This window comes from Streptomyces sp. NPDC030296 (assembly GCF_055572815.1).
On sequence record NZ_JBVICQ010000008.1, the window covers coordinates 83688 to 96520 of the forward strand.

General features: G+C 72.2%; 9 protein-coding genes. 1 reads left to right on the forward strand and 8 read right to left on the reverse strand.

Going from position 1 to position 12833, the window contains the following annotated elements; genetic code table 11:
• Positions 1–7: 7 nt before the first annotated feature.
• The 7 genes from ACZ4Z3_RS23285 to ACZ4Z3_RS23315 form a co-directional block, all read right to left on the reverse strand.
• Positions 8–3778, reverse strand: a complete 3771-nt coding sequence (locus tag ACZ4Z3_RS23285; protein ID WP_468502813.1) for a lipopolysaccharide biosynthesis protein — start codon at positions 3776–3778, stop codon at positions 8–10.
• Entirely contained in the window at positions 3771–4568 is a 798-nt protein-coding gene (locus tag ACZ4Z3_RS23290; protein ID WP_468502814.1) for a polysaccharide deacetylase family protein, read from the reverse strand. Before ACZ4Z3_RS23290 ends, ACZ4Z3_RS23285 begins: the two co-directional genes overlap by 8 nt.
• Positions 4565–5578, reverse strand: a complete 1014-nt coding sequence (locus tag ACZ4Z3_RS23295; RefSeq protein ID WP_468502815.1) for a glycosyltransferase family 2 protein — start codon at positions 5576–5578, stop codon at positions 4565–4567. Before ACZ4Z3_RS23295 ends, ACZ4Z3_RS23290 begins: the two co-directional genes overlap by 4 nt.
• Complete coding sequence (locus tag ACZ4Z3_RS23300; protein WP_468502816.1) at positions 5575–6420, reverse strand: glycosyltransferase family 2 protein; 846 nt, start codon at positions 6418–6420, stop codon at positions 5575–5577. Before ACZ4Z3_RS23300 ends, ACZ4Z3_RS23295 begins: the two co-directional genes overlap by 4 nt.
• Positions 6421–6803: 383 nt before the next feature.
• Positions 6804–7898, reverse strand: a complete 1095-nt coding sequence (locus ACZ4Z3_RS23305; protein WP_468502817.1) for a GNAT family N-acetyltransferase — start codon at positions 7896–7898, stop codon at positions 6804–6806.
• Between the two features lie 3 nt (positions 7899–7901).
• Positions 7902–8291 carry a hypothetical protein gene (locus ACZ4Z3_RS23310; protein ID WP_468502818.1) on the reverse strand — a complete coding sequence of 130 codons (390 nt, stop codon included), beginning with the start codon at positions 8289–8291 and terminating at the stop codon, positions 7902–7904.
• A 314-nt stretch (positions 8292–8605) separates the two neighbouring features.
• A complete protein-coding gene (locus ACZ4Z3_RS23315) occupies positions 8606–9811 on the reverse strand; it encodes a S8 family peptidase (protein WP_468502819.1) in 1206 nt (401 codons plus the stop codon).
• Positions 9812–10124: 313 nt separating this feature from the next.
• Here ACZ4Z3_RS23315 and ACZ4Z3_RS23320 point away from each other — a divergent pair, with 313 nt between their 5' ends.
• The gene (locus tag ACZ4Z3_RS23320) at positions 10125–10931 is read left to right on the forward strand and encodes an SGNH/GDSL hydrolase family protein (protein ID WP_468502820.1); all 807 of its coding nucleotides are present in this window, start codon (positions 10125–10127) and stop codon (positions 10929–10931) included.
• A gap of 152 nt (positions 10932–11083) precedes the next feature.
• Here the strand turns inward: ACZ4Z3_RS23320 and ACZ4Z3_RS23325 are convergent, their stop codons facing one another.
• A complete protein-coding gene (locus ACZ4Z3_RS23325; RefSeq protein WP_468502821.1) occupies positions 11084–12796 on the reverse strand; it encodes a serine/threonine-protein kinase in 1713 nt (570 codons plus the stop codon).
• Positions 12797–12833: the final 37 nt, after the last annotated feature.

Consider the following 12833-nt stretch of genomic DNA (forward strand, 5'->3'; position numbering starts at 1 on the left):
ACGCCCCTCATGGGGCGCCTCCCATGGTCAGGAACCGCTGCACCAGTGACGCGAGGAGCAGGGCCAGCAGAGGCAGGCTGAACCAGAAGCTGCCCTGCAGCCACCGGAGTTGCCGGACGCTGGGGCGGACCGCCACGCGTACCACCTCACGGGTGGTCAGCAGCACGATCAGGGCGATCGTCGCCAGACCGCCGACCACGGACCACGGGGTCCAGGTCACCTGTGGGCCGATCGGCCCGGGATCGGGCGCGGGGGCCTTGCCCGTCCGACCGCGCAGGGCGAAGATCGTCGCGTCCTCGTCGGCGAAGACTTTTTTGAGTTCCTCGCGCGCGTCGAGGTTGCGGATGAGCCGGGCGTCCCAGTTCGCGGGGTAGCCCGAGTCCAGCTGGAGGGACGTGGCCTGGCCGCGGTTGACGATGAGGTAGGAGTTCGGGCCCGCGTCCTTGAGCGACTTGACCAGGCCCGACACCAGGACCGGGTCGACCGGTGCGAGCGTCGGCACGTACTCGACCTTCTCCATGTCCCGGGCGCCCCACGGCAGCGCGGGCGTCACCGAGTTCACCGGGTCGTCGCTGAGCCAGAGGAGCCGTACGGTGGGCTCGTCGTGGGCGTACACGTACTCCATGGCGGCGACCTCGCCGGTGCGGACGCGCTCGAAGGGCTCGTTGCCCCAGCGGGCGACGAGGAAGCCGCCGATGAGGACGAGGCCGGCCACGAGGGCGGCCAGCGGGGCGAGGCTGCGCCGGTCCTTGGCACGTTCCCCGGTGGTCGCGCCGGAGCGCGGGAACAGGGCGAGGGCGGCGAGCAGCGCGGCGCCCGGCAGGGCGAACATGAAGACCCGCAGGGCCATCTCGCCGCCGTACGACTGCATCCCGAAGCCGAGGAACGGTACGAAGGCCAGGACGAGCAGGGAGCGTTCGCGGTATCTGTTCGAGCGGCGGCGCAGGAAGCCGTGGCAGGCCAGCAGCATGACCAGGCCGGCGAGGGCCACGCGCGCGTACAGCACGAGTTTGTGCGTGGAGCTTCCCTCGCCGATACGGCCGGAGACCGAGGAGGTGACGTTCCCGCCGACGCCGCCGACACCGCCGAAGAGTTCGTCGAAGTGGCCCGACCAGTACGGCTCGGCGAGGAAGCCCACCCAGACGGCGACCAGGACGGCGAACAGGAGGGGCAGACCGCGCAGTTCGCAGCGGCCGACCAGGACGAGGGCGGCGAGGACGCCCAGCATCACGAACGGGGTGAGCTGGTGGGCCGGGACGGTCGCCGCGTACAGCGCGATGAGGACCACCAGCAGCACCGCGCGCTGCCCGCGGTCGGTCGGCTCCACCTCGGCCTCGCCCGGCCGGACCTCGGCCCACAGCATGCGCGGGGCGCGGAACCACACCAGGAGGATCGCCACGAAGGCCAGGTAGAGGAGGTAGGTGAAGCCCTGCGGGGAGAAGTAGTCCTGGCCCACCCAGCCGCTCAGCACGAAGATCCACACACCCGTCCACCTGGCGCGCCAGTTCGCGCGCACATGGCGGGCGAGGAGGAACATCGGGGCCAGGTAGAGCAGCTGCATGGCGGTGGGCCACCAGCGGATGATCTCCGTGAAGTCGTCGACACCGCAGGCCCTGCCCACGAACGCGGCCGCCGCGAAGAAGCCCGGCCAGCTCCAGCGGGCGTCCAGGTCGGGGACCGCCGAGCCGGTGCGGTCGATGTGGTCGAGGAAGCCGAGGTGCTGCCAGGCCGTCGCGAACCGCGGCTCGGTCTCGATCACGGCGGGCAGCGCGTGCAGGGACACGACCGTGGCCAGCAGCGTGACCAGCAGCAGACCCCGGTGTTCGCGGCGCAGCCACAGCAGCGCGGCGAACACGCCGGCCAGCAGCGCGGTCCCGGCCAGCGTGGGCAGGGGCAGCACCGAGACGAGGCCGAGCCCGTCCATGCCGTCCAGTGCGGAGTCGTCCAGCGCGAGCGCGGGCACCCAGTACAGCAGCAGCGCCACCACCAGGAGGCAGCCGAGGACGACCCCGGCGCGGGTGGGGCGCGGCAGCCGTTCCCGGCGGGCCCCGGGCGACGGTGGCTCCGCCGGGGGCGGGGCGGGCGGTGGTGCCGGTTCCCGCACGTCGGGCTCCCCGGCGGCCTCCGCCACGGGGGATGCCGGTGGCCGGTTGAGGTGGAGCGGCCGGGTCGGCCGGTCCTGGGCCCAGGCCGGCCGGTGGTCCTTGCGGACGGCCGGGGTGCCGGCGGGCGGGGTGCCGGGGCCGGGGCGTACGTCGGGGCGGCGTTCCATGTGGTCGAAGTCGAGATGCGGGCCGAGGGCGAGGGTGTCGGAGTCGAGCCGCCGGGACCAGGCGCCGCTCTCCTTCCTCGCGGCGGACGCCACCCGGCCCAGGTCGGCGAGGTCGCCGTCGGGCGCCGCGTCCTCGGGGACCGCGGCGGGCGGCGCCGTGCGGACGATCCGCCAGAGCCGGGGCGCGGCGATCAGCACGATCACCGCGAGACTGGAGATCTCGGCGACACCCGCGCCCAGCAGACCCATGCGGGGGAGCAGCAGCAACGTCAGCCCGAGGACCAGGGCGCACAGCAGGCCCTGCAGCCACGCCAGTCCGGCGGTACGGCTCTGGGCGCGCAGCACCGCGAAGTACGTCTCCATCACCACCCGCAGCACGGCGCCGACCGCGAACCAGCGCAGCAGCCCCGTCGCCGCGTCCGCGTAGCCCGGCCCGAACACGGCGAGGATCCACGGCGCCCCGAAGAACAGCACCCCGCACACCGGCAGCATGATCCGGGCCATCCGCCGCAGCGCGGCCCGGGTGTTCGCCGCGAGCCGCGCCGGGTCGTGCGCGCCCTCCACGGTCAGCGAGGCACCCATGTTGATGGCGAGGAGGTTGACGGTGCCGCCGATCGTGGTGGTGATGTAGAAGTACGCGTTGTCGGTGGAGCTGACCTGGGCCGCGACGATCACCGGGACCAGGTAGACCACCGCGAGGGAGAACAGCGAGCCGGTGTAGTCGCCCGCGAGGAAGCGGCCGATCTCCCGCAGCGACGGCGGGTGGGCCCGGCCCTCGGTCGCCTTCACATGCCGGGGGACGAGCCGCCGGAACACCAGCCAGCCCAGCGGCAGCACGGACACCGCGATCGCCGCGACCCAGGACACGAACACACCCATGGTCGGGATCGCCGCGGCGAACACCACCAGCAGCACCAGCTTCACCGCGGAGAACACGGTGTTGCCGACGGGCACCCACAGCGCGCTCCGCAGCCCGGTCAGCACCCCGTCCTGAAGGGTCAGCAGTGACCAGGCGACCACCGCGAGCACGAAGAACACGGCCTGCCGCGGGTCGTGCAGGAAGCGGTACGAGGACCCCCACAGGCCGAGCGTCAGCAGGAACACCCCGGCCGCGAGCGCCACCGCCACCGAACTGCCCGCGTACGTACGGAAGACCAGCCGTCCCGTGGCACGCCCCGCGACCGGGATGAACCGGGCGAGGGCCCCCGTCAGCGTGAGCGCGGCGAGCCCCGCCAGGAGCTTCATCGCGGCGATCGCGGCCGAGCCCTGCCCGACCGCCGCCTCGGTGTAGTACCGGGCCGCGGCCAGCCAGAAGCCGAGGCCGAGCACGGCCGAGATGCCGGTGTTCAGCATCAGGGCGTAGGCGTTGCGGAACAGCTGGTTGCCGCCGGCCCCCCTGCCGAGGCCGGGCAGCCGCAGCCGGCGGGCGGGGCCGGGCCGTGGCCCGGTGGTGTCCGACGTGCCGGTGTCGGCCTGCCCGGCCGTGGTGGTCGTCGTGTCAGACACGGGAACGGATGGCCTTTCCCACCTGTCGTGCTCTTCGGACCATGGCGTACCCCTTGGTCAGGGCGCGGTCCCGGGCGAAGCCGCGGGCGAGGGCGCGCCCCTGGACCAGCCGCTCGAACTCCTCGGCCCCGGTGGAGCGCCGCACGGTGACCCGCCGCAGCGCGTACGGACCCTGCCGGCGCCGGGCGAGCGCGTTGCCGACGGCGAGCGCCTGCGCGAACCCCGTCTCCCGCACCGCGACCCGCACCCGGCGGCTGGAGTAGCCGTACGGGTAGGCGAACGAGACGGGCGGGGTGCCCAGTTCGTCGGCGACGATCCTGCGGCAGCGCCGCAGCTCGAACCGGAGCCGGTCCTCGTCGAGCATGTCGAGCTGCGGATGGGTGTGGCTGTGTCCGCCGATCTCCACGCCGTGGTCGGCGAGTTCCCGGACCTGGTCCCAGTCGAGCATGGTGTCGAGGGCGCCGCCGTCGTCGTACGGGCCCTTGATCCAGGCCGTGGAGACGAACAGGGAGGCCGCGAAGCCGTGCTTGGCGAGGACGGGCAGGGCATGGCGGTGCACGCCCTCGTAGCCGTCGTCGAAGGTGATGAGCACGGGCCGGGCGGGCAGCGGGCGACCTGAACGCCAACTGTCCGCCAGGGTGACCGTGTCGACCGGGGTGAGACCGAGGTCCCCGATCACCGCCATCTGCTCCGCGAACGCCTCCGGTGCCACGGACAGGGCACGGGTGGCGTCGCTGGGCGCGGTGGCGACGGCGTGGTACATCAGGACCGGTACGGCGTCCTCCGTCATGACGAGCCCCCCTCGCCCCCCTCGGCGGCCGGGATCCCGCCGACGGAGAACGTGACGTCCCCCCGGCGGGCCCGGACGCTCCCCACGACGTACCCCCCGGCCGCCGCCGTGACCCCCGCGACGATGGCACCGGCGCGGCCCGCGCCGCCCCGGCGGCCGAGCAGCGCGTCCCGCAGGCCGCGCGCCACCCCGGCGGGCAGGACGCGCGTGGTGTAGCGGCGCTCCGACTCCAGGCCCTTGCCGGCGCCGACGCTCCGCGCGACCAGCGCCTTCGACAGGCCCTCGGCGTAGGTGCGCGCGCGGAAGTACCCGAAGCGCTCGCGCGCGCCGGGCACCCGGTGGTGGATGACCGCACGGTCGTCGAGGAGGAGGATCGCGTCCGGCCTGGCGCGGGTCAGCCGGATGCACAGCTCCGTCTCCTCGCAGCCGAGGGGGTGTCTGTCCCCGTCGCGGCCGATCCCGGTGGCGAAGCCCCCGGCCGCGTCGAAGGCGGCGCGACGGAACGAGGCGTTGCCGCCGAGCACATTGCGCACCCGGGCGACCCCGCCGGGCAGGCCCTTGTAGGCGCAGCCCACCACCCAGTCGAACTCCTCGGGGAACCAGGCCGGGCGGCGGCCGGAGGCCCAGACGGGCACCGTACGGCCGCCGACGGCCATGACGCGGGGGTCGGTGTACCCCTCGGCGAACCAGCGCAGCCAGTCGCGTTCGGCGACGGCGTCGTCGTCGAGGAAGGCGATGATCTCGCCGGACGAGGCGGCGATGCCCGTGTTGCGGCCGGCGGACAGGCCGCGGGGGCCCGCGTTGGCGAGCACTCGGACCTCACCGCTCTCCCGGTGTTCCTTGTACTCCCTGGTCAGACGCTCCAGCAGGGCCTGGTTGTGGTCCACCACCAGGAGCGTCTCCAGGGCCGGCCGGGACTGCGCGCGGACCGAGGCGACCGCCGCGAGGATGTCCTCCCAGCGGTCCTCGGTGTACGCGCAGATCACGACCGACACGGACGGTCCGTTCAAGACGCCTCTCCTCGGCCGGAGACGAGCATCGTCGCGCGCGAACGCCGCCGCAGCGCACGCCGGTTGGAGCGCTCCTTCAGGATCACCCGCAGCACGCGCAGCCCGTCGCGCACGGCCCGCAGATTGCTCGCGCCGTGGATGCGGAGGTACTCGTGGCTCGGAATCTCCTGCACCCTGAGACCGGCCTTGACGACCCTGATGTTCATCAGGGTCTCGACCTCGAACCCGGTGCAGTCGAGGTCGATCTTGTCCAGGCAGTGCCGCCAGAAGGCGTTGTAGCCGTAGCAGAGGTCGGTGTAGCGGGCGCCGAACTTGCGGTTGACGACCGTGCAGAGCGCCCAGTTGCCGAACTTGCGGATCAGTGTCATGTCGTCGGTGGCGCCGCCGTTGGCGAAGCGCGACCCCTTGGCGAAGTCCGCACCCGAGACCAGGGCGGAGACGTACGACAGGATCTCGTGGCCGTCGGCCGAGCCGTCCGCGTCGACCATCACGATGATGTCGCCGGTGCACGCCTCGAACCCGGTGATCAGGGCGTCCCCCTTGCCCTTGCCCTGCTGTTGCACGACCTTGACGCCGGGCCACACCTCGCGGGCCACCTCGACGGTGTTGTCGGTGGAGTTGCCGTCGACGAGGATCACTTCGTGGATCCAGTCCGGCAGTGTCTTGAAGACGTACGGGAGGTTCTCCGCCTCGTTCATGGCGGGGATGACCACGCTCACCGGGGGAGCGATGGCCAGATGGGTGGAGACCGGCCGATAGGTGCCTGAGGCGACCGTGATGGTGTCGTCGGGCTCCTCGGCCGTGTCGGTATCGGATATCGCCGGGCGCAGAACTGAGCTCATGAGTCTGGTCCCTCTCGTCCGGTGGACCGCCCGCCCCTGGGCGGTCCGGCTATGTGTCCGGTTCGAAAGGGGGGTTCTCACCCACGGCACGCGAAATCGATCTCCGTATCGACCCCTTGGTGCATGACAGGGTGAGCTGGCAAAGCTGGCCGACTGTCGCGACTCGGCAGTCGGTCGCGCGGCACGACTCGGCGACCGATGCGGTCACCGAGTGCGGCACCCCCCTACCGCGCCCCGCGCCGGGACCGTCACGCCCCTCGAGCCCTCCCCTTGGGACCACTGTCGACGGACCGATGCGGGTGGATGTAAGACGGTATTGATGGTTGAGCCCGTATGGCAAGGCCTACTGCGAGGCCTCACATTTTTGTTGTTGTGTCCGTTACCTACAGCCCTGACCGGATTCTACCCATCCGTTTCAGTGCTCTGTCCGCCGACGCGAACAGCTCCGGCCGGGCCAGCACGGCGTTCCGCAGCGCCCGGACGGGGGCGCGACGGGCCCGGTGCCCCAGCGCCACGGGGTGACGCCGGGTGACCCACCCCTCGGACACGGAGATCTCCCGTGTCTTCAGGGAGTCCTTGTACTGCTTCTGGCCCCGGCCGAGATCCAGGTACGCGATCCCGTCCGCGGCGCCCTCCTCCGCCATGTGCAGATGCAGCAGCAGCCCCGGCGAGAACCTCGCGAACGCCGGGTCGTACGCCGGGAACCAGCAGGTCAGCACCCGCTCGGAGCGGAGCCCGAAATGGGCCGCGACCGGCTTGCCGTCCGCGTACAGCACGGACAGCTGGCCGGCGAAGGAGTCGGAGCGGGTGTGGAACAGCTGCTGGACGAGCCGGATGATCCACGGGTGCGCGAAGCGGTCGCTGCGACCGGTCCTGCGGTACTGGGCGGACTTCCAGGCCATCAGGGTGCGCAGGATTTCCGGGTCGCGCTCGTCGTGCACATAGCGGACCTCGCGCACCGCGCGGCCGAGCCTGCGTTCCTTGGCGAGCGTCGAGCGGACGAACTTCGGGGAGGCGGCCCGCAGTCGGCCCAGATAGGCCTCGTAGCCCTGTTCGAGGTCCATGACCGGTGACGGGAAGGTCCCGGTGACGTGTGCCGCGAACGGCGTCTGTCCCTCCGCCAGGTGGTCGAACTCCCAGACGGCGAGCCCGCAGGCCCGCAGCAGCGCCTCGGCGTCCCAGGTGAACCCGGGGCGGTGGACGACACCCTGGCAGTCGGACAGTCCCAGGCCGACGGCCCGGCCCACCCCGACGGCGGATCTCTGGAACGGGAAGAACGCCGCCGGTTCACCGCCCTCGCGCAGGACCGCGATCCGCACCCCGCGCCGGCACCGGCCGACGGCGAGGGCGAACTCGGGGGACAGGAACGGGTTCGCCAGCTCGGGCGCGCCGTGGAGGTGTGCCTTCGACTGCAGGGCGGTCCAGGCCGCCCGGTCGGCGGCGCTCAGTTCGCCTGGGCGGTACACGCTGATGTCCACGTCTCAGGTCCGTCTTCTCTCCGTACGGTCGCGCACGCGCCGTACCAGGCTCAGCAGGAGAACGAGCGAACTGATCACGGTCACGGCCGCGATCCCGCCGGTCACCGACCAGGAGTGGGTGGCGATCATGCCTTGTGCGACGAGGAGGTTCACCGCGATCGCGCCCGCGACGGACGCCACGACGCGGCCGAAGGGTTCCAGCCCGCGCAGCGCGGCCCCGATGGCGGCTCCGGGCGCGGCGAGGAGGAAGAACAGCGTGAACGGGCCGCGCAGGACCGAGTCCGCGTCGGCGAACGCGAGCACCGCGCCGGTCCCCGCCACGGCCGTGGCCACGCCCGCGAGCAGTGGCCCGCCGCTGTCGGACAGGGATGGCTTGGTACTCAAGGTCTGCATTGGCGACTTTGCCCCCCGAAGCGCCGGATGCCGGGCTTCAATGTCGCTCAGCGGGCGCGGGACCGTCAAGATGCGGAACCCGACGGTGCGCACTCGCGCGGAAGGTCGGCGGAGAAGCGACGGCGGGGGGATCTCCGGGCCCGGGGACGAGGACTCCCCGGAGACGGCGGGCGCCTCCGGGGAACTCGAGTGCGGACGGACCGTCCCGTGTCGGAGACCTCAGGAGACCTCAGGAGACCTCAGGGGACCTCACACGGGCTCAAGGGCTCAAGGGCTCAGGGGCCCTCGGGAGACCGGGGACGGGCCGGCCGGTGTCACGGGACGATCTGGAGCAGGCGGTTCGGGGAGCCGGAGCCCGGGCTGGTGACCTTGCCCGTGACGGCCCCGCCGGTCAGTGCCGTGGCGACCTGGGCCGGGGTGGCCGAGGGGTGGCCGGTCAGGTAGACGGCGGCGGCGCCCACGACGTGCGGGGTGGCCATCGAGGTGCCCGAGATGGTGTTGGTGGCGGTGTCGCTGGTGTACCAGCCGGCCGTGATCGACGAACCGGGGGCGAAGATGTCCAGGACCGAGCCGTAGTTCGAGTAACTGGCCCGGGCGTCGGTGTTGGTGGTCGCGCCGACAGTGATCGCCTCGGTGACCCGGGCGGGGGAGTACGAGGAGGCGTTGGCGCTGCTGTTGCCGGCCGCGACGGCGTAGGTCACGCCGCTGGCTATGGAGTTGCGGACGGCCGTGTCGAGGGCCGCGGACGCGCCGCCGCCGAGCGACATGTTGGCGACCGAGGGGCCGCTGTGGTTCGCGGTCACCCAGTCGATGCCCGCGACGACGCCGGCCGTGGTGCCCGAGCCGGAGTTGTTCAGCACGCGCACCGCCACGATCTTGGCCTGCTTGGCGATGCCGTAGGTGGAGCCCGCGATGGTGGTCGCCACGTGGGTGCCGTGCCCGTTGCCGTCCTGTGCCACGTTGTCGCCGTCGACGGCGTCGTAGCCGTTGGTGGCCCGGCCGCTGAGCTGGGAGTGCGTGATGCGGACGCCGGTGTCGATGACGTACGCCGTCACGCCGCCGCCCGCGGAGTCCGGGTAGGTGTACGTGCCGGAGAGCGGAAGTGACGCCTGGTCGGAGCGGTCCAGGCCCCAAGGCGCGTTGGACTGGGTGGCGTCGGCGGTGAGGATCTGGTTCTGCTCGACGGAGGCGACCGCCGGGTCGGCGGCCAGTCTCCTCGCCTCGGCCGCCGAGAGCTCGGCCGAGTAGCCGTTGAGCGCGGACCGGTAGGTCCGCTTCACCGTTCCGCCGTACTCCTTGACCAGACTCTTCCCCTCGCTGGAGGCGGCCTTGAGGCCGGTGCCCTTCTTCAGGGTGACGAGGTAGCTGCCCTTGATGGCGGTGGGGGAGTTCGCCGCGAGCACCGTGCCCTCGGCGGGGGCGGCCTGGGCGGGCAGTGCGGTGGGGCCGCCGAGCAGGGCGGCCGTCGCCAGGGCGGTGACGGCGGTGACACGGATCCTCTTGCTGCGCAGGTGTGCCATTACGAGGGAGTCCTCCTCATGGGCGGCGCACGCCAGATGGGGGGCGTGCGTCTGTGGGGGGCGTGCGGGATCGCACTCGCGACCGGGAGCGTCACGTTCCGCTCACGGCTCCCAGCAGCGTGGTGGCCGCACAAGCGCGGCACAAGGGAGTTGGGGTCTTGTCATGCGTATGTCACACGCTCGCAATCGAACGGGAGTTGAACGAGGTGGCATTGGGTTGATTGGGGCCCAAAAGTATTGACATGAACACTTCCGATCAACACGCGTAGTCGCTACGACAGTTGATACAGAGTTCCTGCTAAAGGGAGGTTCCATGAGACGTTCCCGATTTGCGGTCTTCACGACCTCACTCCTCCTCGCCGTCGCCGCCACCCTGACCGGGACCGCGGCGGCGCAGGCATCCGAAGAGGCCGCCGCCACCGGCTATGTGGCCCTCGGTGACTCCTACTCCTCCGGTGTCGGCGCCGGGAGCTACATGTCCTCCAGCGGTGACTGCAAGCGCAGCACGAAGGCCTACCCGTACCTCTGGGCGGCCGCCAACTCCCCCTCCTCCTTCGACTTCACGGCCTGCTCCGGCGCCCGAACGGGTGATGTTCTGGCGAGTCAGCTCGGCCCGCTGGGCGCCGGAACCGGACTCGTGTCCCTCTCCGTCGGCGGCAACGACGCCGGGTTCGCCGACGTGATGACCACGTGCGTGCTCCAGTCCGACAGCTCCTGCGTCTCCCGGATCAACACGGCCAAGGCGTACGTCGACTCGACGCTGCCCGGCCAGCTCGACAAGGTGTACTCGGCCGTGCGGGCGAAGGCACCGGCCGCCCACGTGGTGGTGCTCGGCTACCCCCGCTTCTACCAGCTGGGCGGCACCTGCCCCGGGCTGTCCCAGACGAAGCGGTCCGCCATCAACAACGCGGCCGACTACCTGAACACCGCGATCGCCAAGCGCGCCGCCGACCACGGATTCACCTTCGGCGATGTCCGCTCGGCCTTCACCGGGCACGAACTGTGCTCCGGCGACCCCTGGTTGAACAGCCTCAACCTGCTGAACATCGGCGACTCGTACCACCCGAAGGCCGCGGGGCAGACGGGCGGCTACCTCCCGGTGTTCAGGAACGTGGCCTGACACCGGCCACGGCCCTCACGAGCACGCCCTGTACCCACTCTGGACACGCCCTGAGTACGCCCTGAGCACGTCGACCGGACCGGCTCCCGGCTCCCCGGGGCCGGCCCGGTCAACCCCGTACCGAGGCTCGGTCGTGATCCTCGCGACCGGCCTTACGCCTGCGGCTTCACCGCGCGGTCGTAGGCCCCGGCCTCGTCGTCCGAGTCGCCGGGGTCCCCCGAGTCCGAGGGGGTGCCGCCCGTGGTCGGGGGCTCCTCCTCGCACGTCACGGAGAACGCGACGGAGTTGGACTTCGTCCGCACCGGCCCGCGCACCTCGACGGTGATCTCGTCCTCGTAGGTCGTGTCCGGCGCGTACGTCGTGACGACGATCCGGTCCTGCCGGCTCTTCCCGCCGCCCTCCGGGAACGACAGCGTCTTCCACTCGGTGTCCGGCGCCTTGCTGCTCGCGGTCACCCAGCGGTACTCGACCTCCACGGGCACCCGGCCCACGGTGAACGTCGCCGTGAAACGCGGGGCGTCGCCCTCGGACGGCGGACAGGCCCCCGAGTAGTGGGTGGCCTCGCCCGCGACCACCACCTTCACGGACTGGGCCGGCGGCTTGCTGGTCGTCGGCCCGTCGTCCGGAGTGTCGGAGGGCCCGTCGTCCTCGGTGGTGGGGTCGTCCCTCGGCTCGTCGGACGTACCACCGCCGCTCGTTCCCCCGTCGCTGCCGCCCGAAGTGCCGGCCCCGTTGGTGGTGTTGCCGTCGGCCCCGCCGTCGTCCCGGTTGACCCAGGCGTACGTCAGCCCCGCGACGGCCAGGGCGAGCGCCGCGATACCCGCGATCAGGAAGACGAGGGCACGCCGCTCGCGTCCCCGCGCGCCGGCGGGCACCGCCGAGGGGCCCGTCGCGACGGCCGGGCCCGTGTACGGCGGCGTCGGGGCCGCGTACCCCGCCGTGTCCCGTCGGGTGGGCCCGCCACCGGCCGGGGACGTGGTCACCGTCGGGGCGTACGGGGCCGCCCCGGCCGTGGTGGTCCCGGAAGGGGTGCCCCCGGTGGCGATGATCCGCAGGTCCCGTTCGGCCTGCTCGGCCGGGAGCCGCTCCGCCGGGTCCTTGCGCAGCAGCCCCTCGATCACCGGGGCCAGCGGGCCCGCCCGGCGCGGCGGCGGCAACTCCTCGTCGACGACCGCGCGCAGCGTGCTCAGCGGAGTGTCCTGCCGGAAGGGGGAGTTGCCCTCGACCGCGGCGTACAGCAGCACACCCAGCGACCACAGGTCCGACTCGGGCCCCGGCGTCCGGCCGAGCGCGCGCTCGGGGGCGAGGAACTCGGGCGAGCCGATCACCTCGCCGGTCATCGTCAGCGCGGAGCTGCCCTCCACCGTGGCGATGCCGAAGTCGGTCAGGACCACACGGCCGTCGTTGGACATCAGCACGTTGGCCGGTTTCACGTCCCGGTGCAGGACCCCCGCCTCGTGCGCGGCGCGCAGCGCGGCCAGCACCTCGGCGCCGATCTGCGCGGTGCGCTGCGGGGAGAGCGGTCCCTCGGCGTCCAGGAGGTCGGCGAGCGACAGGCCGCGCACCAGCTCCATCACGATCCAGGGGCGGCCGTCCTCCAGGGCCACGTCGTACACCGTGACGACATTGCGGTTGGCGACCCGCGCGGCCGCCCACGCCTCCCGCTCCAGCCTGGCGTACATCCGCTCGACGTCGGACGTCGGGATACCGGCCGGGGCCCGTACCTCCTTGACCGCGACCTCACGGTGCAGCACTTCGTCACGGGCCCGCCACACCGTTCCCATGCCGCCCTGGCCGAGCGGGGTCAGCAGACGGTAGCGGCCCGCGATCACACGTTCACTGCCCGGTTCTTCGGACACGGACATCCCCCATCATTCGCATCCGCGCGACGTCTCCACTCCG

Coding starts and splice junctions, on each gene's coding strand:
- ACZ4Z3_RS23290 (WP_468502814.1), bottom strand. CDS start 4,568: ATGACGGAGGACGCCGTACCGGTCCTGATGTACCACGCCGTCGCCACC.
- ACZ4Z3_RS23300 (WP_468502816.1), bottom strand. CDS start 6,420: ATGAGCTCAGTTCTGCGCCCGGCGATATCCGATACCGACACGGCCGAG.
- ACZ4Z3_RS23310 (WP_468502818.1), bottom strand. CDS start 8,291: ATGCAGACCTTGAGTACCAAGCCATCCCTGTCCGACAGCGGCGGGCCA.
- ACZ4Z3_RS23315 (WP_468502819.1), bottom strand. CDS start 9,811: ATGGCACACCTGCGCAGCAAGAGGATCCGTGTCACCGCCGTCACCGCC.
- ACZ4Z3_RS23320 (WP_468502820.1), top strand. CDS start 10,125: ATGAGACGTTCCCGATTTGCGGTCTTCACGACCTCACTCCTCCTCGCC.
- ACZ4Z3_RS23325 (WP_468502821.1), bottom strand. CDS start 12,796: ATGTCCGTGTCCGAAGAACCGGGCAGTGAACGTGTGATCGCGGGCCGC.